General features: G+C 73.8%; 18 protein-coding genes. 13 read left to right on the forward strand and 5 right to left on the reverse strand.

Annotated features, from left to right (window positions below; translation table 11 throughout):
• Positions 1 to 82: 82 nt before the first annotated feature.
• The 4 genes from ACGFZP_RS25900 (at position 83) to ACGFZP_RS25915 (ending at position 4293) form a co-directional block, all read left to right on the forward strand.
• Entirely contained in the window at positions 83 to 910 is an 828-nt protein-coding gene (locus tag ACGFZP_RS25900) for a sugar phosphate isomerase/epimerase family protein (RefSeq protein WP_392937634.1), read from the forward strand.
• 29 nt (positions 911 to 939) lie between these two features.
• Entirely contained in the window at positions 940 to 1719 is a 780-nt protein-coding gene (locus ACGFZP_RS25905; RefSeq protein WP_392937334.1) for a class I SAM-dependent methyltransferase, read from the forward strand.
• A 118-nt stretch (positions 1720 to 1837) separates the two neighbouring features.
• The gene (gene ilvD, locus ACGFZP_RS25910; protein ID WP_392937336.1) at positions 1838 to 3682 is read left to right on the forward strand and encodes a dihydroxy-acid dehydratase; all 1845 of its coding nucleotides are present in this window, start codon (positions 1838 to 1840) and stop codon (positions 3680 to 3682) included.
• 83 nt (positions 3683 to 3765) lie between these two features.
• Positions 3766 to 4293 (forward strand): hypothetical protein, encoded by a 528-nt coding sequence (locus tag ACGFZP_RS25915; protein WP_392937338.1) that lies wholly within the window; start codon positions 3766 to 3768, stop codon positions 4291 to 4293.
• Positions 4294 to 4307: 14 nt separating this feature from the next.
• On the opposite strand, the gene ACGFZP_RS25920 is transcribed toward ACGFZP_RS25915, so the two are convergent.
• Positions 4308 to 5630: a hypothetical protein gene (locus tag ACGFZP_RS25920; RefSeq protein ID WP_392937341.1), complete on the reverse strand. Its 1323-nt coding sequence runs from the start codon at positions 5628 to 5630 to the stop codon at positions 4308 to 4310.
• A gap of 123 nt (positions 5631 to 5753) precedes the next feature.
• Positions 5754 to 6188, reverse strand: coding sequence for a hypothetical protein (locus tag ACGFZP_RS25925; RefSeq protein WP_392937343.1), 435 nt, complete (start codon positions 6186 to 6188; stop codon positions 5754 to 5756).
• Between the two features lie 181 nt (positions 6189 to 6369).
• Between ACGFZP_RS25925 and proC the strand changes: the two genes are divergently transcribed.
• The 3 genes from proC (at position 6370) to ACGFZP_RS25940 (ending at position 9184) form a co-directional block, all read left to right on the forward strand.
• The gene (proC, locus tag ACGFZP_RS25930) at positions 6370 to 7197 is read left to right on the forward strand and encodes a pyrroline-5-carboxylate reductase (protein WP_392937346.1); all 828 of its coding nucleotides are present in this window, start codon (positions 6370 to 6372) and stop codon (positions 7195 to 7197) included.
• Between the two features lie 18 nt (positions 7198 to 7215).
• Complete coding sequence (locus ACGFZP_RS25935) at positions 7216 to 7869, forward strand: HAD family hydrolase (RefSeq protein WP_392937349.1); 654 nt, start codon at positions 7216 to 7218, stop codon at positions 7867 to 7869.
• 127 nt (positions 7870 to 7996) lie between these two features.
• Positions 7997 to 9184 (forward strand): MFS transporter, encoded by a 1188-nt coding sequence (locus ACGFZP_RS25940; protein ID WP_392937351.1) that lies wholly within the window; start codon positions 7997 to 7999, stop codon positions 9182 to 9184.
• A 28-nt stretch (positions 9185 to 9212) separates the two neighbouring features.
• On the opposite strand, the gene ACGFZP_RS25945 is transcribed toward ACGFZP_RS25940, so the two are convergent.
• On the reverse strand, positions 9213 to 9692 hold the full coding sequence (locus ACGFZP_RS25945; RefSeq protein ID WP_392937354.1) for a MarR family transcriptional regulator: 480 nt from the start codon (positions 9690 to 9692) through the stop codon (positions 9213 to 9215).
• A gap of 107 nt (positions 9693 to 9799) precedes the next feature.
• On the opposite strand from ACGFZP_RS25945, the gene ACGFZP_RS25950 reads away from it, so the two are divergent.
• From ACGFZP_RS25950 to ACGFZP_RS25975, 6 genes are all read left to right on the forward strand, one after another.
• A complete protein-coding gene (locus ACGFZP_RS25950; protein ID WP_392937357.1) occupies positions 9800 to 10150 on the forward strand; it encodes an HGxxPAAW family protein in 351 nt (116 codons plus the stop codon).
• Between the two features lie 113 nt (positions 10151 to 10263).
• Complete coding sequence (locus ACGFZP_RS25955) at positions 10264 to 11460, forward strand: acetoin utilization protein AcuC (RefSeq protein ID WP_392937359.1); 1197 nt, start codon at positions 10264 to 10266, stop codon at positions 11458 to 11460.
• A 226-nt stretch (positions 11461 to 11686) separates the two neighbouring features.
• Positions 11687 to 11896 carry a helix-turn-helix domain-containing protein gene (locus ACGFZP_RS25960; protein WP_148644250.1) on the forward strand — a complete coding sequence of 70 codons (210 nt, stop codon included), beginning with the start codon at positions 11687 to 11689 and terminating at the stop codon, positions 11894 to 11896.
• A 190-nt stretch (positions 11897 to 12086) separates the two neighbouring features.
• Complete coding sequence (locus ACGFZP_RS25965; protein ID WP_003948845.1) at positions 12087 to 12185, forward strand: 30S ribosomal protein bS22; 99 nt, start codon at positions 12087 to 12089, stop codon at positions 12183 to 12185.
• Between the two features lie 149 nt (positions 12186 to 12334).
• The gene (locus tag ACGFZP_RS25970; protein ID WP_392937362.1) at positions 12335 to 13462 is read left to right on the forward strand and encodes an NAD-dependent epimerase/dehydratase family protein; all 1128 of its coding nucleotides are present in this window, start codon (positions 12335 to 12337) and stop codon (positions 13460 to 13462) included.
• A 7-nt stretch (positions 13463 to 13469) separates the two neighbouring features.
• A complete protein-coding gene (locus tag ACGFZP_RS25975; protein WP_392937364.1) occupies positions 13470 to 14480 on the forward strand; it encodes a lysophospholipid acyltransferase family protein in 1011 nt (336 codons plus the stop codon).
• 142 nt (positions 14481 to 14622) lie between these two features.
• Here ACGFZP_RS25975 and ACGFZP_RS25980 read toward each other — a convergent pair whose 3' ends face one another.
• The gene (locus ACGFZP_RS25980; protein ID WP_392937366.1) at positions 14623 to 15918 is read right to left on the reverse strand and encodes a DUF5667 domain-containing protein; all 1296 of its coding nucleotides are present in this window, start codon (positions 15916 to 15918) and stop codon (positions 14623 to 14625) included.
• A gap of 268 nt (positions 15919 to 16186) precedes the next feature.
• Complete coding sequence (locus ACGFZP_RS25985; protein ID WP_387946908.1) at positions 16187 to 16960, reverse strand: ECF subfamily RNA polymerase sigma factor, BldN family; 774 nt, start codon at positions 16958 to 16960, stop codon at positions 16187 to 16189.
• Positions 16961 to 17149: the final 189 nt, after the last annotated feature.

Below are 17149 nucleotides of genomic sequence, written 5' to 3' on the forward strand. Positions count from 1 at the left end.
CGCCGTCCAGTCGGTGAAGTCCGTCAAGGCCGCCCGCCAGGCCGCCGCCCGCACCGCCCCCCTGCTGCGCACCACCGACCGCCTGGTGCTGCCCCCGCACCCCGCCCTGCACATCCCCGACACCAAGGTCGCCCTCTCCACCGCCTCGGTGTACCCGGCCAACACCGCCATCGCCTTCGAACTGGCCGCCAGGCTCGGCTACGACGGCGTCGAGGTGATGGTCTGGAACGACCCCGTCAGCCAGGACATCGAGGCCCTGCGCCGCCTCTCCGACACCCACCGGATGCCGATCCTGGCCGTGCACGCGCCCTGTCTGCTGATCACCCAGCGGGTCTGGACCACCGACCCGTGGACCAAGCTCGTCCGGGCCCGGGCCGCGGCCGAGAAGCTCGGCGCCGACGCCGTCGTCGTCCACCCGCCGTTCCGCTGGCAGCGCCAGTACGCCCGCGAGTTCGTCGAGGGCGTGAACCGGATGGCGGGCGAGACCGACGTCCGCTTCGCCGTCGAGAACATGTACCCCTGGCGCTACCGCGACCGCGAGATGCTCGCCTACGCCCCCGGCTGGGACGTCACCGAGGAGGAGTACCGGCACTTCACCATCGACCTCTCGCACGCCGCCACCTCCCGGATCGACGCCCTCGCCATGGTCGACCGGATGGGCGACCGGCTCGCCCACATCCACCTCGCCGACGGCAGCGGCTCGGGCAAGGACGAGCACCTGATCCCCGGCCGCGGCAAGCAGCCCTGCGCCGAGCTGCTGGAACACCTCGCCCGGACCGGCTTCGACGGCCACGTGGTGCTGGAGGTCAACACCCGGCGCGCGATCTCCCCCGCCGAACGCGAGGCCGATCTCGCCGAGGCGCTCGCCTTCACCCGCCTGCACCTGGCGACCCCCGCACGCGTACGATGATCACCGAACTGCCGTACCGAGGGGGAGACATGACGGAGAACAGGGACTACCGCGAGCTCGCCGCATCCTTCGGCGGGGTGGCCGCCGAGTACGACCGGGGGCGCCCCTCCTACCCCGACGAGCTGTTCGACGAGCTGGAGCGCCTGGCCGGCCGGACCCTCAAGGGCGCCCGGGTGCTGGACGTCGGCGCCGGCACCGGCATCGCCACCCGGCTGCTGGCCGCCCGGGGGGCCGAGGTCATCGGCGTCGAGCCCAGCCCCGGCATGGGCGCCCAGTACCTGGCCTCCTCCCCGGGCCTGCCGCTGGTCAAGGGCACCGGCGACGAGCTGCCGTTCCACGACCACAGCGCCGACCTCGTCACCTACGCCCAGGCCTTCCACTGGACCCGCGCCGAGCGGTCCGTCCCCGAGGCGATCCGCGTGCTGCGGCCCGGCGGCGCCCTGGCCACCTGGTGGAACGTGAAGGACGCCGGTGTCGGCTGGGTCCGGGCGATGGGCGAGCGGCTCTCCACCGCGCTGTCCGGCATCTACCACGGCTACGGCGCGGTGAACGAGATCGTCGGCCACCTCGCCCCCTACGACCTGCGGATCGACACCGCCGTGCTGCGCTGGGAACGCCGGGTCACCGTCGACCACGTGATCACCGACCTCACCTCGCGCTCCTACCTCGCCTCCCTCGCCCCCGAGGAGCGCGCGCCGCTGCTCGCCGTCGAACGCGAGGCCCTGCTGGCCGAGTTCCCGGACGGCTGGGTGATCGAGCCCTACATCCTGGACCTCACCGTCGCCCGGACCCCGGGCGGCGCGGCCTGACCGCATGGCGGACGCGGTGTCCGCCCGCCGGACGGCGGGCGTAGGCTCGAAAGACACAGCGGCCGCGCACCCTCCCTTCCGGCGGGGCCGCCAGCAGCCTCCGAAGGAGTGGAGCACAGTGCCCGAGCTGAAGTCCCGTACGGTCACCCACGGTCGCAACATGGCAGGCGCCCGGGCGCTTCTCCGGGCCGCCGGCGTAGCCCGCGAGGACTTCGGCAAGCCGATCATCGCGGTGGCCAACTCCTTCACCGAGTTCGTCCCGGGCCACACGCACCTCCAGCCGGTCGGCCGGATCGTCTCCGAGGCCATCAAGCAGGCGGGCGGCATCCCGCGCGAGTTCAACACCATCGCGGTCGACGACGGCATCGCGATGGGCCACGGCGGCATGCTCTACTCGCTGCCCTCGCGCGACCTGATCGCCGACTCCGTGGAGTACATGGTCAACGCGCACTGCGCCGACGCCCTGATCTGCATCTCCAACTGCGACAAGATCACCCCGGGCATGCTGATGGCCGCGCTGCGCCTCGACATCCCGACCGTCTTCGTCTCCGGCGGCCCGATGGAGGCCGGCAAGGCCACCCTGGTCGACGGCACCGTGCGCAAGCTCGACCTGGTCGACGCGATCTCCCAGGCGGTCAACGAGAACGTCTCCGACGAGGACATCGCGATCATCGAGGAGAACGCCTGTCCGACCTGCGGGTCCTGCTCGGGCATGTTCACCGCCAACTCGATGAACTGCCTCACCGAGGCGATCGGCCTCTCGCTGCCCGGCAACGGCTCGGTGCTCGCCACCCACACCGCCCGCAAGGCCCTCTACGAGGCCGCCGGCCGCACCATCGTCGACATCACCAACCGGCACTACCAGCAGGACGACTACTCGCTCCTGCCGCGCGCCATCGCCACCCGCGCCGCCTTCGAGAACGCCATGGCCCTCGACATCGCCATGGGCGGCTCCACCAACACGATCCTGCACCTGCTCGCCGCCGCCCAGGAGGCCGAGCTGGACTTCGACATGCGGGCCATCGACGCGATCTCCCGCAAGGTGCCCTGCCTCTCCAAGGTCGCCCCCAACGGCAGCTACTACATGGAGGACGTCCACCGGGCCGGCGGCATCCCCGCCATCCTCGGCGAGCTCTACCGCGGCGGGCTGCTCAACGAGGACGTGCACACCGTGCACTCCGACTCCCTCGACGAGTGGCTGAAGACCTGGGACGTCCGCGGCGGATCCCCGTCCGCCGAGGCCGTCGAGCTCTGGCACGCAGCCCCCGGCTGCGTCCGCTCCTCCGAGGCCTTCTCGCAGTCCGAGCGCTGGGAGTCGCTGGACACCGACGCCGCCGGGGGCTGCATCCGCAGCGTCGAGCACGCGTACTCCGTCGAGGGCGGCCTCGCCGTGCTGTACGGCAACCTCGCCGAGGACGGCTGCATCGTGAAGACCGCCGGCGTCGACGAGTCGATCTGGACCTTCAGCGGCCCGGCCGTCGTGGTCGAGTCCCAGGAGGCCGCCGTCGACGCCATCCTCACCAAGCGGATCAAGGAGGGCGACGTCGTCGTCATCCGCTACGAGGGCCCCAAGGGCGGCCCCGGCATGCAGGAGATGCTCTACCCGACCTCCTTCCTCAAGGGCCGCGGCCTCGGCAAGGCCTGCGCCCTGATCACCGACGGCCGCTTCTCCGGCGGCACCTCGGGCCTGTCCATCGGCCACGCCTCCCCGGAGGCCGCCTCCGGCGGCACCATCGCCCTGGTCGAGGACGGCGACATCATCGCCATCGACATCCCCGGCCGGACGGTCTCCCTGGAGGTCTCCTTCGAGGAGCTGCACGAGCGCCGGCTGAAGCTGGAGGCCGAGGGCGGCTACCGGCCGAAGAACCGCGAGCGCCAGGTCAGCCAGGCGCTGCGGGCCTACGCCGCGATGGCCACCTCCGCCGACAAGGGCGCCGTCCGCGACGTCACCAAGCTCGGCTGACACCGCGCCCCACCGTGAGGAGCCGTCCCGCCTGCCGGGACGGCTCCTCCGCCGTTTCCGGACGCCGGGTGATAATCGGCCGTGTGACCGAGGACCTCACCCCCGCCCCCAAGACCGCCGGCGCCCCCGAGCCGGAACCGATCCGCTGGTTCGGCACCAGCTGGGTCGGCCGCGGCAGCGACTACCGGCTGCGCCGCGTCGTCGTACCGCTCGGCGCGCTGCTGGCCTTCGCCGCCGGGGCCGTCGTCCTGCGCTTCGCCGTCGAGGGGGTCCAGCTCTCCGACAACGGCGGCTTCGTCGACACCCTGCTGATCGGCGCCATCGGGATCTGCTCCTTCCTGGCCGCGCTGCGCACCTGGAAGCTGCTCAGCGAGGGCAGGGACCAGCTGACCGGCTGGATGGCCGAGGACAAGTCGCTCGGCGTGGTCTGGATCATCGGCGGGGTCGGTGCGCTGGCCGCCTACTTCGCCCGGAGCCTGGTCGAGGCGCCCGGTGAGGCCGTGAAGCGGGCCCACTACGAGCGGGCCCTCGCCCAGCACGGGCGCCGCCAGGCCGGCCGCAGCGGCCGGCCCGGCACCAGGGCGCCGGGCCGGGTCAAGCGCAGGCGCTGAGCCGGCGCGGCCGGTCAGCTGCGGCTGACCGTGCCGCAGGTCTCGTCCTCGGGCAGTTCCTTGCCGAGGTCGTACGGATCCCGGGTCGGCCCGGACTGCGCGGGGTTCGGCTGCTTGGCGAACTGGTCGAAGTGCGGGTGGAAGAAGCCGTCGAACGTGCCGCACTCGGTGTTGCCGAAGTAGGACAGCGACTTGTCGATGAAGATCTTCTTCGGGTCGAGCCCGTACCTCGCCGGATCGTGGAAGCGGAAGGTCTCCACCCGCCGCACGACGGTCCGGGCGGTCCAGGTGTCGCCGGCCACGTCGGCGGCCGGCACCAGCAGGCCGACCGGCCGCGCCGTGCCGCCGCCCGGCTCGGTCCGGGCCGGCGCCGTGGGGGCGGCCGGCCTGGTCGGGGCGGGGCGCCTGGCGGCCTCCGGGCCCGGGCGCAGTGCGTACACGTAGGTGAAGTCGGTGTGCACCAGCACACCGCGCTCCCCGTCGCCCTCGACGCTCACGGTGCCCTTCACCTTGACGGTGTCGGTCGCCGGGATCGCGTCGTGCGCGTCGAAGCGGCTGAACCAGGTGGTCGGGTCGCTCTGGTCCGAGGGCTTGGCGAGCGCCGCCGCGGCCTTGTCCCGCCCCGCACGGTCCAGCAGGGCGAGCGCGGCCTCCGGCCGGCCGCCCGCGGTCACCTTCGGGTCCAGGTTGGCCGCCGTCAGGTAGTCCTTCACCAGGGCCAGTTGTGCGGCGACCTGGTCGGCGCCGAACACGCCGGTGGCCTGGGCCTGCGGCAGGACGAACGCCTCCGCCCCGGTCGGCCAGCCCTCGGCGGGCGAGCCGGCCCAGGGGTGGTCGACGGTCGGCTGCTTGGCGTCGGCCTTCGGCGGGGCGGCCGTCGCTCCGGCCGCCCCCGGGGCCGCGGTGGGCACCGAGGTCACGTCGGCGTGGCCGAAGTGCGTCGAGTACCAGGACCGCAGCCCGTCGAGGTTCAGCACGGCGAGCAGCAGGGCGATGGTCAGCACCACGTACAGCGGTGTCCGCCACTCCAGCCGGCGGCGCGGGCGGGCGGTGCCCCAGGGGTCGGTCGGCTTCGGCCGTCGGCCGAACCGCCGGGCCTTCGCCGGGCCGTCGTTGACCGAGCGCCGACCGCCCGGGTCGACCGGCGGGGTGTGCTTCCACTGGGCGGCGAGCATCCGGGTGCGGCCCGACTGCTCCTTCACCGCCGCGCCCTTGACGAACTCCTCGTCGAGGACGAGGTCTGCGAACGGGTCCTTCCCGCCCGCCCCGGCGGGGTCGGACCCCGCCGGCTGCCGGCCCTCGGAGGGGCGCGGTTCTGGATCTTCGGCTATCGGCATCGCGCCAGTATGCCGACGGGGGGTGACGGTCGGCCGATCGGGGGCACACCAACGGGTGAACGCCCGCGCGGTCCGCGGGGATCACCCCGGTTTGTCCGGGCCGGGCGGCGGCGTGTCGCCGCGTCAGTCCTTCCCGCGGGCCTGCTTCACCGAGCCCACCACCCCCGCGACCGCCAGCAGCAGGCCGGCCGGCAGCAGCGAGAGGAAGAACGCGCCGAACAGGCTGGCGTCGCCGAGGAAGGCCTGCGCCAGGGTGTTCAGTACGAGCAGTCCGCCCGCCGCCGGCAGCGCCGCCTGCCAGGGGTGCTCGGCCGCCCACCGGCGCAGCCGCCGGTCGCCGGTGTCGCGCCGCAGTTGGCCGCCCACCGTGCCGACCAGGAAGAAGAAGAACAGCGCCCAGCCGGCCGGGCCGGCCAGCATGCTCAGCGACCAGTCCCCGGTGATCAGATCGATCCCCAGGGCTGTCGCCCCCACCACCGCGCCGACTCCCGCGGCCGTCCGCCAGGGGCCCACCGTCGCGGAGGCGACGGCCAGTTGCCGGTTCTCACGTCGGGACATGTCTCCGTGTGCCATACCTCCACGGTGCGCCCGACGGCTGCCCGGGGCCATAGGGGAGAACCCCGAGTTTCTCCCTAGGGCCCGTCTCGGCGGTCCAGGGGCTTCCCGCAGGGTGGACGCTCCCGCCGGGGGCGCGGGTGCGGTGCGAGGATGGCCGCAGCACCGGACGTAGGGAGCGGCCATGAGCGGCAGCGCAGCACACGGACAGAAGATCGCCTTCCTGGGCACCGGCAAGATCGGTGAGGCTCTGCTCTCCGGTCTGCTGCGGGCCGGCAAGGACCCGGCGGACGTCCTGGTGACCGCCCGCCGCCCGGAGCGCGCCGCCGAGCTGGCCGCGAAGTACGGCGTGGCGACCGCCACCAACGCCGAGGCCGCCAAGCTCGCCGACACCCTGATCCTGGCGGTGAAGCCGCAGGACATGGGCACCCTGCTGGAGGAGCTGGCGCCGCACGTCAGCCCCGACCGGCTGGTGATCTCGGCGGCGGCCGGCGTGCCGACCGCGTGGTTCGAGGACCGGCTGGCGGCCGGCACCCCGGTGGTCCGGGTGATGCCCAACACGCCCGTCCTGGTCGACGAGGGGATGAGCGTGATCTCCGGCGGCTCGCACGCCACCGAGGCGCACCTGGAGCGGGCGGAGGAGATCTTCCGCTCGGTCGGCAAGGCGCTGCGGCTGCCCGAGTCCCAGCAGGACGCGGCGACCGCGCTCTCCGGCTCCGGCCCGGCGTACTTCTACTTCCTGGTCGAGGCGATGACGGACGCGGGGATCCTGCTCGGCCTGCCCCGGCAGGTGGCGCACGACCTGATCGTGCAGTCGGCGATCGGCGCCTCGGTGATGCTGCGGGACTCCGGCGAGCACCCGGTGAAGCTGCGCGAGGCCGTCACCTCGCCGGCCGGCACCACCATCTCGGCCATCCGCGAGCTGGAGAACCACGGGGTGCGGGCGGCCCTGCTGAGCGCGCTGGAGGCGGCCCGGGACCGCTCGCGGGAGCTGGCGTCCGGCGGTAAGTAGGCCAGTAGGCTCGGACGTATGTCCTATGACTTGGTGATCTTCGACAACGACGGTGTCCTGGTGGACAGCGAGCCGCTCTCCAACCGGCTGCTGGCCGAGTACCTGACCGAGCTGGGCTACCCCACCACCATCGAGGACTCGTACCGGGACTTCATGGGCACCGCCGCGCACCGGGTCCATGACGTGATCGCCGAGCGGCACGACGGCGCCAGGCTGCCGGAGGGCTTCGACGAGCTGTTCCACGCCCGGGTGTTCGCCGCGTTCGACACCGAGCTGATCGCCGTGCAGGGTGCGGAGGCGCTGCTGAAGGCGCTTCGGCAGCGCTCCGTGCCCTACTGCCTGGCCTCCTCGGCGCACCACGCGTGGATCCGCACCGCGCTCGACGTCACCGGTCTGCGCGGCCACTTCGCCGAGGAGCGGATCTTCAGCGCCCAGGACGTCGGGGTCGGCAAGCCCGCGCCGGACCTGTTCCTGCACGCGGCCCGGACGCTCGGCGTGGACCCGGCCCGCTGCCTGGTGCTGGAGGACAGCGTCAACGGCGTGCTGGCCGCGCGGGCCGCCGGCATGGACGTGTACGGCCACACCGCGCTCACCGACCCGGCGCGGCTCACCGCGGCCGGGGCCACCGGCCTGATCGGCGGGCTGGCGGAGGTCTGCGCCCTGCTCGGCTGATCGCACGCGGCCGGTCGGACAAGGCCGGTCGCACGCGGCCGATCGCTCGTGCGCACCCCCTCCCCAAAAGCCGCGGCACCCCCTACGCTCTCGCAACATCGTCGTACCGGCCAGTAGCGAGGTGTGCGTGAGTATCGGGATACCGCCGCGGCTGCGGGCGGGCAGGGCCGCGCTCGCCGCGGCCTTCCTGCTCCAGGGCGTCACCTTCGCCCTGCTGGTCACCTGCATCCCCGAGCTCCAGGACCGGTACGGGCTGAGCGACGCGCTGCTGCCCGTCTTCCTGGCCGCGGTGCCGATCCTCGCGGGGGCGGGGTCGATCGCCTCCGAGCGGCTGGTGCAGCGGACCGGCGCCCGGGCGGTGCTGCGGGCCGTCCAGCCCGCCGTCTGCCTCAGCCTGGCGGCCGCCGGGCTCGGCGACACGCTCTGGCAGCTGGGGCTCGCCCTGGGCGCCTTCGGGCTGCTGGTCGGGGCACTGGACGCGAGTATGAACATGCTCGGGGTGGGCCTCCAGCACCGCTACGGGCGCTCGATCATGCTCGGCTTCCACGCCGCGTTCAGCCTCGGCGGGATCCTCGGCGCCGCCGTCGCGGGCCTCGGCTCGCACTACGACCTGGGCCTGCCCCTGCTGTTCGGCACGGCGGCCGCGGTGATCGCGCCGCTGGCCCTGCTGGCCGGCACCCGGTTCGCCGGGCCCGCCGAGCTCGGCGACGCCGTCCGGGAGGCCGCCGAGGCCGCCGCCCGGTCCATCCCCTGGCGCCCGCTGCTGCCGCTCTGCCTGGCGATGGCCTTCGCGTACATCGCGGACGCCTCGGTCTCCAACTACAGCGTCAAGTACCTCACCGACGGCCTCGGCAGCCCGGAGGACCTCGCCAAGCTGTCCTACCTCGGCTACATGGTCGCGATGCTGCTCGGCCGGGCGCTGGGGGACCGCGCGGTGCAGCGCTGGGGCGCCGTCCCGGTGGTCCGGGTCGGCGCCGCGCTGGCGGCCCTGGGCTTCGCGCTGGCCGCCGCCGCGCCCGGCACCTGGGCGGGCATCGCCGCGTTCACCGTGCTCGGCTTCGGGATCTGCGCGATCATCCCGCAGGTCTTCGCGGCCGGCGGGCGGCTCTTCCCGGCCGACTCGGACGCCGCGGTCGCCCGGCTCAACCTGTTCAACTACGTGGGCTTCCTGATCGGTTCGCCGCTGGTCGGCGCGATCGCGGACGCGGGCTCGTACCGCTGGGCGCTGCTCGCCCCGATGGTGCTGGTGCTCGCCGTGCTCCCGCTCGCCGACCGCTTCGCCCCGGCGCCCGCGCTCGAACCGGCGGCCGCCTGACCCTGCGGACCCCACCCGACGCCGGGCCTCAGGGCTCGCGGATCTCCTCCAGCGACTCCTGGAGGAGGGCCTTCGCCCGGGTGAACCAGTCGGCGAGCACGGCGACCTCGTCGGGGGAGTAGTCGGCGAACAGGGCGCCGATGCGCTCGTAGAACGGACCGTAGACCTGCAGGATGCGCGCCTGCGCGGTCTCCTCCATCACCACCCGGACCCGGCGGCGGTCGCCGGGGTCGGCCTCGCGGCGGGCGTACCCGGCCTTCTCCAGCCGGTTGAGCACTCCGGTCACCGCTCCGGTGGTCAGGTGCGCCTGCGCGGCCAGGTCGCCGGCGGCGAGCGGCCGGCCGGCCATCGCCGCCTCGATGACGAAGCCGAGGCAGGTCAGATCCGTGACGTTGAGGCCGAGCCGCGTCGCGATGTCCTGCTGGCCGAACTGCGCGAGCGCGATCATCCGGTCCATCGCGTACAGCGCCTGCTCGGCCGTCGCCCGGGGGCGCGGCTTGCCCTCCACAGGGAATCTCCTTAGCATCTAAGTTACTTAGCTCGTGAGATAAATCTTCTCCGCGCGGCTCGGAGCCGATCCGTCCGCGACCCACCCATCAGACCAAATGAGGAGACATGGGCGCACACGGCGATCACGACATGGGCCACACCGTCGCGGGCTGGACGGGGGTCGCGCTGGCGGTCCTGGGGTCCGCCGTGGCGGGCGCGGCGTTCATCGCGGGCTCGGCCGCCGGGCTCTGGCTCGGCGCCGCCCTCGTCCTCCTCGGCGCGCTCGCCGCCTGGCTGCTGCACCTGGCCGGCTGGGGCAAGGCCACCGGACCGCGCCCGCCCGGCCGCCGGCACTGGCGCGCCCGCGACGCCGCCGCCCCGGGCGGCCACCCCGACTGCCTCGGCTGCCGACTGGCGGGCCGCACGGGCCCGGTGGCCGCTCCCGCGCAGGTCGCGGCAGGCCGGCTCCCGGTGTAGGCCCGGCCCGGCAGGATCGGCCGGGCCGGGCCCAGCCTCCCGGCCGCGACCGGGGGCCGCCGGGACGCGCCCTGGCGGCCATCGCGCCCCGCCGACGCACTACCGTGGAGGCCATGCCCGAAGCCGAGCGTGACACCCCCTGCGGCCTGCACCTCTTCTGGGACGAGGCCGTCACGACCTACGACTTCGGCCCCGGCCACCCGATGGACCCGACCCGGCTGGCGCTCACCATGCGCCTGGTGGAGTCCCTCGGACTGAGCTCCGGGCCCGGAGTGACGGTCAGGTCCGCGCCCCCCGCCGGGGAGTCCACGCTGCGCCTGGTGCACACCCGCGAGTACGTGGCGGCCGTCAAGCACGCCGCCGCCCACCCCGACCAGCAGGACCACCGGCACGGGCTCGGCACCGACGACAACTGGGCCTTCCCCGCGCTGCATTCGGCCTCCGCGCTGATCGCGGGGCAGTCCGTCGCCGCCGCCGAGGCGGTCTGGCGCGGCGAGACCCCGCACGCCGTGAACTTCGCCGGCGGCCTGCACCACGCGATGCCCGGCAAGGCGTCCGGCTTCTGCATCTACAACGACCCCGCGCTCGCCATCGCCCGGCTGCTCGAACTCGGCGCCGAACGGGTCGCCTACGTCGACGTGGACGTCCACCACGGCGACGGCGTCCAGCAGGCGTTCTGGAACGACCCGCGGGTGCTCACCATCTCCCTGCACGAGCACCCCGCGACGCTCTTCCCGCAGACCGGCTGGCCCACCGAGACCGGCGGCCCCGACGCCCCCGGCTCCGCCGCCAACCTGGCGCTGCCCGCCGGCACCGGCGACTCCGGCTGGCTGCGCGCCTTCCACGCCTTCGTCCCCGACCTGCTGGCGGCCTTCCGCCCCCAGGTCCTGGTCACCCAGCACGGCGCGGACACCCACCTGGAGGACCCGCTCGCCCACCTCGCCGTCACCGTGGACGCCCAGCGGCTGATCGCCGAGGAGCTGCACGCCCAGGCCCACCGCCTCGCCGACGGCCGCTGGATCGCCCTCGGCGGGGGCGGCTACGCCGTCGTGGACGTCGTCCCGCGGAGCTGGACCCACCTGGTCGCCACCGCCGCCGGGCGCCCGGTCGATCCGGCCACCGAGACCCCGGAGGCCTGGCGCGCCGAGGTGTACCGGCGCTCCCGCCGCCCGGCGCCGCTGCGGATGACCGACGGCGCCCGCCCGTCCTGGCGGGACTTCGAGGACGGGTACGATCCGGCCGACCGGCTGGATCAGGCGATCCTCTCCGCGCGCCGGGCCGCCTTCCCCCACCACGGCCTACTGGCCTGAACCCCGGCCCCCGGTTGTGGAGGTGCCGGGAAGTGCGCACGTCCCCTGCGACAGACCGTTGAGCGGCTACGTACTGCAACAGGACTATCTCTCACCGTACGAGGACTGCGCTTCTCCCTCTTCCCACTGGTACCACCCATAACTACTCTGGGGATACACGTGTGCCGGTGGAGTCACCGGAGGGGAAGCCGGTGCCTTGCACACGGGTAAGGGTCGGGTGATGGTCATGAGTTCCGGCGAACGCCCTCTGCAGGAAGTCGTCTTCCTGACCGTGGCGGAGGTGGCCGCGGTCATGCGGGTGTCGAAGATGACGGTGTACCGCCTGGTGCACAGCGGAGAGCTGCCGGCCATCCGGGTCGGACGGTCCTTCCGGGTGCCCCAGCAGGCGGTGCACGAGTACCTCAAGGAGTCCTACGTGCGGCTCGAAAGCGCGTAGGACGCGGTCGGCGGGGCGGGGCTCACAGCCGGTGGGCCCCGCACCCGTTTGCCGTGGATTTCCCGCGAGTTTCCCGGTCAAAGGGACCACGATTACGGCCCTGGCCGAGTGGACGGTAGGCTAGGCCCTCCGTCAGTCGTATGGACTCCGTCTCTCACGGACGAGAGTCTCAGTGAGCGAGGGTTGTTCCGTGGGCTCTGTCATCAAGAAGCGTCGCAAGCGTATGGCCAAGAAGAAGCACCGCAAGCTTCTGAAGAGGACTCGCGTTCAGCGTCGCAACAAGAAGTAAGCGCCCCCGGCCGCGCCTCGCGCGCCAAGCGCTTCCACCGCCCGTCCAGGCCCTCGCGGCCTGGGCGGGCGGTGTCGTTTCACGGCCGAACAGGGCGGCGCGGTACGGTGCACGCAGGCCGCCGAGGCCGAGGAATGGGGTGCAGCACCGTGGGCATGGTCGTGCTCGTCACCGGCGTGGCCCGTCGTCTCGGGGCCCGCTTCGCCGACGAGATCCGCCGCCGCCCCGGCGTGGACCTGGTGGTCGGCGTCGATGTGCAGCCGCCCCGGCAGCCGCTCGCGGAGCCGGAGGGGCCGGCGGCCGAGTACCGCTTCCACCAGCTCGACCTGCGCCGCCCGGCGGTGGCCCGGGTGATCGCCGAGTACCAGGTCGACACCGTCGTCCACCTCAGCGTCAGCGCCACCGGCCTGGGCTCCACCAACCGCTCGTCGGTCAAGGAGTCCAACGTCATCGGCACCATGCAGCTGCTCGGCGCCTGCCAGAAGGCGCCCGGCGTGGGGCGGCTGGTGGTGAAGTCGACCACCGGCGTGTACGGCTCGGCCCCGCGCGACCCGGCGGTGTTCTCCGAGCGGACGCAGCCCAAGAACCTCCCCGGCGGGGGCTTCGCCAAGGACGCGGTCGAGGTCGAGGGCTACGTCCGGGGCTTCGCCCGCCGCCGCCCCGACGTCGCGGTGAGCGTGCTGCGGTTCGCCAACATCGTCGGACCGGGCGCGGACACCCCGCTCGGCGAGTACTTCGCGCTGCCGGTGCTGCCCACCGTCCTCGGCTACGACCCCCGGCTGCAGTTCGTCCACGAGGACGACGCGGTCGAGGTGCTCTGCCGCGCGGCCGTCGCCGCCCGGCCCGGCACGGTGAACACCGGCACCGTCAACGTGGCGGGGGAGGGCGTGCTGCTGCTCTCGCAGTGCGCCCGTCGGCTCGGCCGGCCGACCCTGCCGCTGCTGCTGCCCGCGATCAGCTGGATGGCGTCGGTGGCCCGGCAGACCAGGATGGTCGACTTCTCGCCCGAGCAGCTGCGGCTGCTCACCCACGGCCGGGTGGTGGACACCACGCTGCTGCGCGAGACCTTCGGCTACCAGCCGCGGTTCACCACCCCGGAGGCCTTCGCCGACTTCGCCGCCGCGCAGTCCGCCGGCCTGCTGCCGCCGGAGCGGCTCACCGCCGTCACCGACCGGCTGGCCGCGCTGCTCGGCCCCGAGCACGCCCGGCACTCCGGGCACCCGGGGCCCGTCGGGCCCCCCGCGCCGCCCACCCGTCCGAACCGACCCAGGAGCTGAACCCGCGATGAGTGCCGCAGCAGTGAACGCGACGGGCGAGGCCAAGGTCATCCCGATCGAGTCCGCGCCCAGCTGGAGCGAGCCGGACCGGCCCGCCGGCCTGGCCGACCAGCTGGCCGACGCCGTCGGCGGGGCGCTGGCCGGCCGGCTCGGCCCGGCCGCCACCCGGCTGCTCGGCAAGGGCTGGGAGGGCCGGGCCGCCGACGGGCTGGCCTTCCTGCGCCGCCGGATCACCGGCGACTACGAGGTGGACGAGTTCGGCTTCGACCGGGAGCTCACCGAGGAGGTGCTGCTCTCGCTGCTGCGCCCGCTCGCCGACAAGTACTTCCGGGTCGAGGTGCGCGGGATCGAGAACATCCCGGCCGAGGGCGGCGCGCTGATCGTCGCCAACCACTCCGGGACGGTCCCGCTGGACGCCCTGATGACGCAGGTCGCGATCCACGACCACCACCCGGAGCACCGGCACCTGCGGATGCTCGCCGCCGACCTGGTGTTCGTGCTGCCCGGCATCAACGAGCTGGCCCGCAAGGCCGGTCACACCCTGGCCTGCAACGAGGACGCGCAGGCGCTGCTGGAGCGCGGCGAGGTGGTCGGGGTCTGGCCGGAGGGCTTCAAGGGCATCGGCAAGCCGTTCTCCGAGCGGTACAAGCTCCAGCGGTTCGGGCGGGGCGGGTTCGTCGCCTCGGCCCTGCGGGCCGGGGTGCCGATCGTGCCCTGCTCGATCGTCGGCGCGGAGGAGACCTACCCGATGATCGGCAACTTCAAGACGCTGGCCCGGCTGCTGGGCCTGCCGTACGTGCCGATCACGCCGACCTTCCCGTGGCTGGGCCCGCTCGGCGCGGTGCCGCTGCCGACCAAGTGGACGATCCAGTTCGGCGAGCCGATCCCGACCGACCGCCACCCGGCGGAGGCGGCGGACGACCCGATGCTGGTCTTCGAGCTGACCGACCAGGTGCGGGAGACCATCCAGCACACCCTCTACAAGCTGCTGGTGCAGCGGCGCTCGGTGTTTTTCTGAGCCCGGCCTTCTGAGCCCGGCCTTCTGACCCCTGCGGCCTTCCGAGCCCTGCGCGGAGCCCTCCGGTACCGCGACGGTGAGCGGCCCGGGGCCCGGCGTGTGAACGCCGGGCCCCGGGCCGCTGTCCGTCGACCGCTGTCGGTCAGCCTCCCAGGATCCGCAGTCCGGGCAGCAGGCCCGGGATCAGCGGTGGCACGTCCACGCCCGGCGGGGCCCCCGTGGAGGCGCTGGGCGAGACCGACGGCTGCGGAGCCTGCTCCGGGGCCGGATCGGCGCTCGGTGACGGCTTGGCGCCGGTCAGCCCGCTGGTGAGGTTGTCGACCAGCCCGCCGACCGGGTCCGCCGGGTTGCTCGGCGCGCTGCTGGGCGCCGGTCCGCCGCTCCCGCCGCCGGTGGGCGTGCTCGCCCCGGCGCTCGGCGCCCGGTCGGCGGTGCCGGCCTTGCCGCCGCCGACCGCCGCTCCCGGTCCGCCCGGGGCCGCTCCGGCACCGGGCACGACGCTGCCGCCACCGGCCGGGGTGTCCGCCCGGCCGCCGGACGCGGGGCTGTCCGCGCCGCCCGACCCGACGCTCGGACCGCTGCCCTTGGCGGGCGGCTGGACCAGGCGCAGGGGCGCGACGTCCTCGCTTATGTCGTCGAAGAGCTGGTCCACCAGGTGGGCCTGCGGAATCAGCTGGACGGGCAGCTTGCTCTGCAGGTCGGTCCAGCGCCCGTCCTCGTCGTGGGCGAACCCGGCCAGCGTGCGCATCGGGTCGAGCGAGCCGTTGCTGCGGTAGACCGAACGCAGCAGCTCCCGGCCCTTGATGGCGTCGGCGTGCATGTCGTCGAGCGCGCGGCGGACCTGGTCGACCGTGCCCGGGCTGAGCGAGGTACCGGTGTCCACCCGCCCGATCAGGCTGTTGGCCTCGTCGAGCCGGGTGGAGGCGTGGTCGAGCAGCAGCTCGCCGCGCTCGCTGTCGGAGTCCGCGAGGTCCAGTCGGAGCCCTTCGAGACCGCGTTTCATGCCGTACAGCGTGTCCCCGGGGAGGGCGTTGGTACTGGCGGCGGCAGCGCCCGCGAGGCTGCCGACGGCGAGCCCGGCGACCAGCCCGCCGATCGCGAACCGGCGGCTCCAGCGGCCGCGGGGCGCCATCCGGACCGCCCGGTGGCGGCGCTGTCGGGGCACGACCGCGCCCGTCCCCCCGGCGAAGGCCTGCTCGAAAGCGGCCATCAGCTGGGCTCGTTGGACCGTCCGGACCTCCGGGTCCAGCTCCGGACCGGGCAGCGCACCGAGTGCGCCGGCCACGCCGATCAGCTCCGCCATGGCGGCCGAACCTGCGCCGGTGGAAGCGGTGTTGGCCGATTCGGCGTTGGCGGGGCCGCGTTGCTCTGTCTGGTGGGCCTCCAGCGCCTCGGCGAAGGCCTTCGCGCGCCGGTGCTCCAGCACGTTTGCCGTCACGGGCCACACCTCCCTTCGTCGTTGTCGACACCCCGGCCTGCCGGACGGTTGCCTCGGCGGGCCAAAGCCACTCCATCGGGTGAGAGGTCGCAATTCGACTTGACCGTACGCCTGGTGGAGGCTTGCACGCTGGCCAACGAGCGGTGCGGGCGGTCGGTTACGCACGGCTGATCATCGGACCGACCGTTCACCCGGACGTGTCGGACCGGCACCGACGGTGACGGTCCGGCGGGTATCTCCCCGCCGGCGCCAGCACTTGGTGCGCCGCTCACCGGGCGTCGGGCGGCAGCAGCCGGGCCAGCGTCCGGACGGCGCGGTACTGGAGGGTCTTGATGGCGCCCTCGTTCTTGCCCATGATCCGGGCGGTCTCCGCCACCGAGAGCCCCTGCAGGAAGCGGAGCGTGACGCACTCCTGCTGCTGCGGGTTGAGCCGGCGCACCGCGTCCAGCAGGGCGGCGTTGGAGAGCGACTCCAGGACGGAGTCCTCCGGACTGCGCTCGCACTCGTTGGAGTCCAGCATCTCGCCGGTGGTGACCTCCAGCCGGAACCGGCTGGACTTGAAGTGGTCGGCCACCAGGTTGCGGGCGATGGTGACCAGCCAGGCGCCGAAGTCCCGGCCCTGCCAGGTGAAGGTGCCGATCCGGCGCAGCGCGCGCAGGAACGTCTCGCTGGTGAGGTCCTCGGCGGTGGCCCGGCTGCCGACCCGGTAGTAGATGTAGCGGTAGACGGTGTCGGAGTAGTGGTCGTAGAGACGGCCGAAGGCCTCGCTCTCGCCGGCCTGGGCCCGTTCGACCAGCTCCATGATCGGGTTGTGCTCGGTCTCGTAGCCGGGGCTCGGGGTCGTCCTCGCCCGGCTGCGGCCGGTGGTGCCGGTCCGGCCGCGGGCGCCGGTACCGGTGGAGCCGGCCGCGGTGGTGCGCAGCGCGAGGCCGCCGGGGTGGGCGTGGGCCTGGCCGAAGGAGGCGCCGGCGGGCACGAGTTGGGGCGAGGTGGCGAGCTGGCTGAGGAGCAGGCTGCGCAACAGGTCGAGGCCGGTGGAGATCTGCCGGGCGGAGGCCGGGCGGCCACGGAGGCTGGTGCGGGAGCGCAGGGGCGCGGGCGACGGGCGGGAGGGTGCAGGCGCGTCGTTCCGGACGGGTGGGTACACGGGACTCCCAGAGGCAGAACTGTGGACGGATCACCTCCGCCTGCGCGGAGAGCACGGCCCCGCAGCCCGTCCGATAGGGGCGCG

This window comes from Kitasatospora sp. NPDC048239, assembly GCF_043202015.1.
Classification (GTDB): domain Bacteria; phylum Actinomycetota; class Actinomycetes; order Streptomycetales; family Streptomycetaceae; genus Kitasatospora.

What these genes read in the sequence shown, in the direction of transcription:
- ACGFZP_RS25905 (WP_392937334.1), top strand. Translation starts at nt 940, where the DNA reads ATGACGGAGAACAGGGACTACCGCGAGCTCGCCGCATCCTTCGGCGGG.
- ACGFZP_RS25920 (WP_392937341.1), bottom strand. Translation starts at nt 5,630, where the DNA reads ATGCCGATAGCCGAAGATCCAGAACCGCGCCCCTCCGAGGGCCGGCAG.
- ACGFZP_RS25925 (WP_392937343.1), bottom strand. Translation starts at nt 6,188, where the DNA reads ATGTCCCGACGTGAGAACCGGCAACTGGCCGTCGCCTCCGCGACGGTG.
- proC (WP_392937346.1), top strand. Translation starts at nt 6,370, where the DNA reads ATGAGCGGCAGCGCAGCACACGGACAGAAGATCGCCTTCCTGGGCACC.
- ACGFZP_RS25935 (WP_392937349.1), top strand. Translation starts at nt 7,216, where the DNA reads ATGTCCTATGACTTGGTGATCTTCGACAACGACGGTGTCCTGGTGGAC.
- ACGFZP_RS25950 (WP_392937357.1), top strand. Translation starts at nt 9,800, where the DNA reads ATGGGCGCACACGGCGATCACGACATGGGCCACACCGTCGCGGGCTGG.
- ACGFZP_RS25955 (WP_392937359.1), top strand. Translation starts at nt 10,264, where the DNA reads ATGCCCGAAGCCGAGCGTGACACCCCCTGCGGCCTGCACCTCTTCTGG.
- ACGFZP_RS25960 (WP_148644250.1), top strand. Translation starts at nt 11,687, where the DNA reads ATGAGTTCCGGCGAACGCCCTCTGCAGGAAGTCGTCTTCCTGACCGTG.
- ACGFZP_RS25975 (WP_392937364.1), top strand. Translation starts at nt 13,470, where the DNA reads ATGAGTGCCGCAGCAGTGAACGCGACGGGCGAGGCCAAGGTCATCCCG.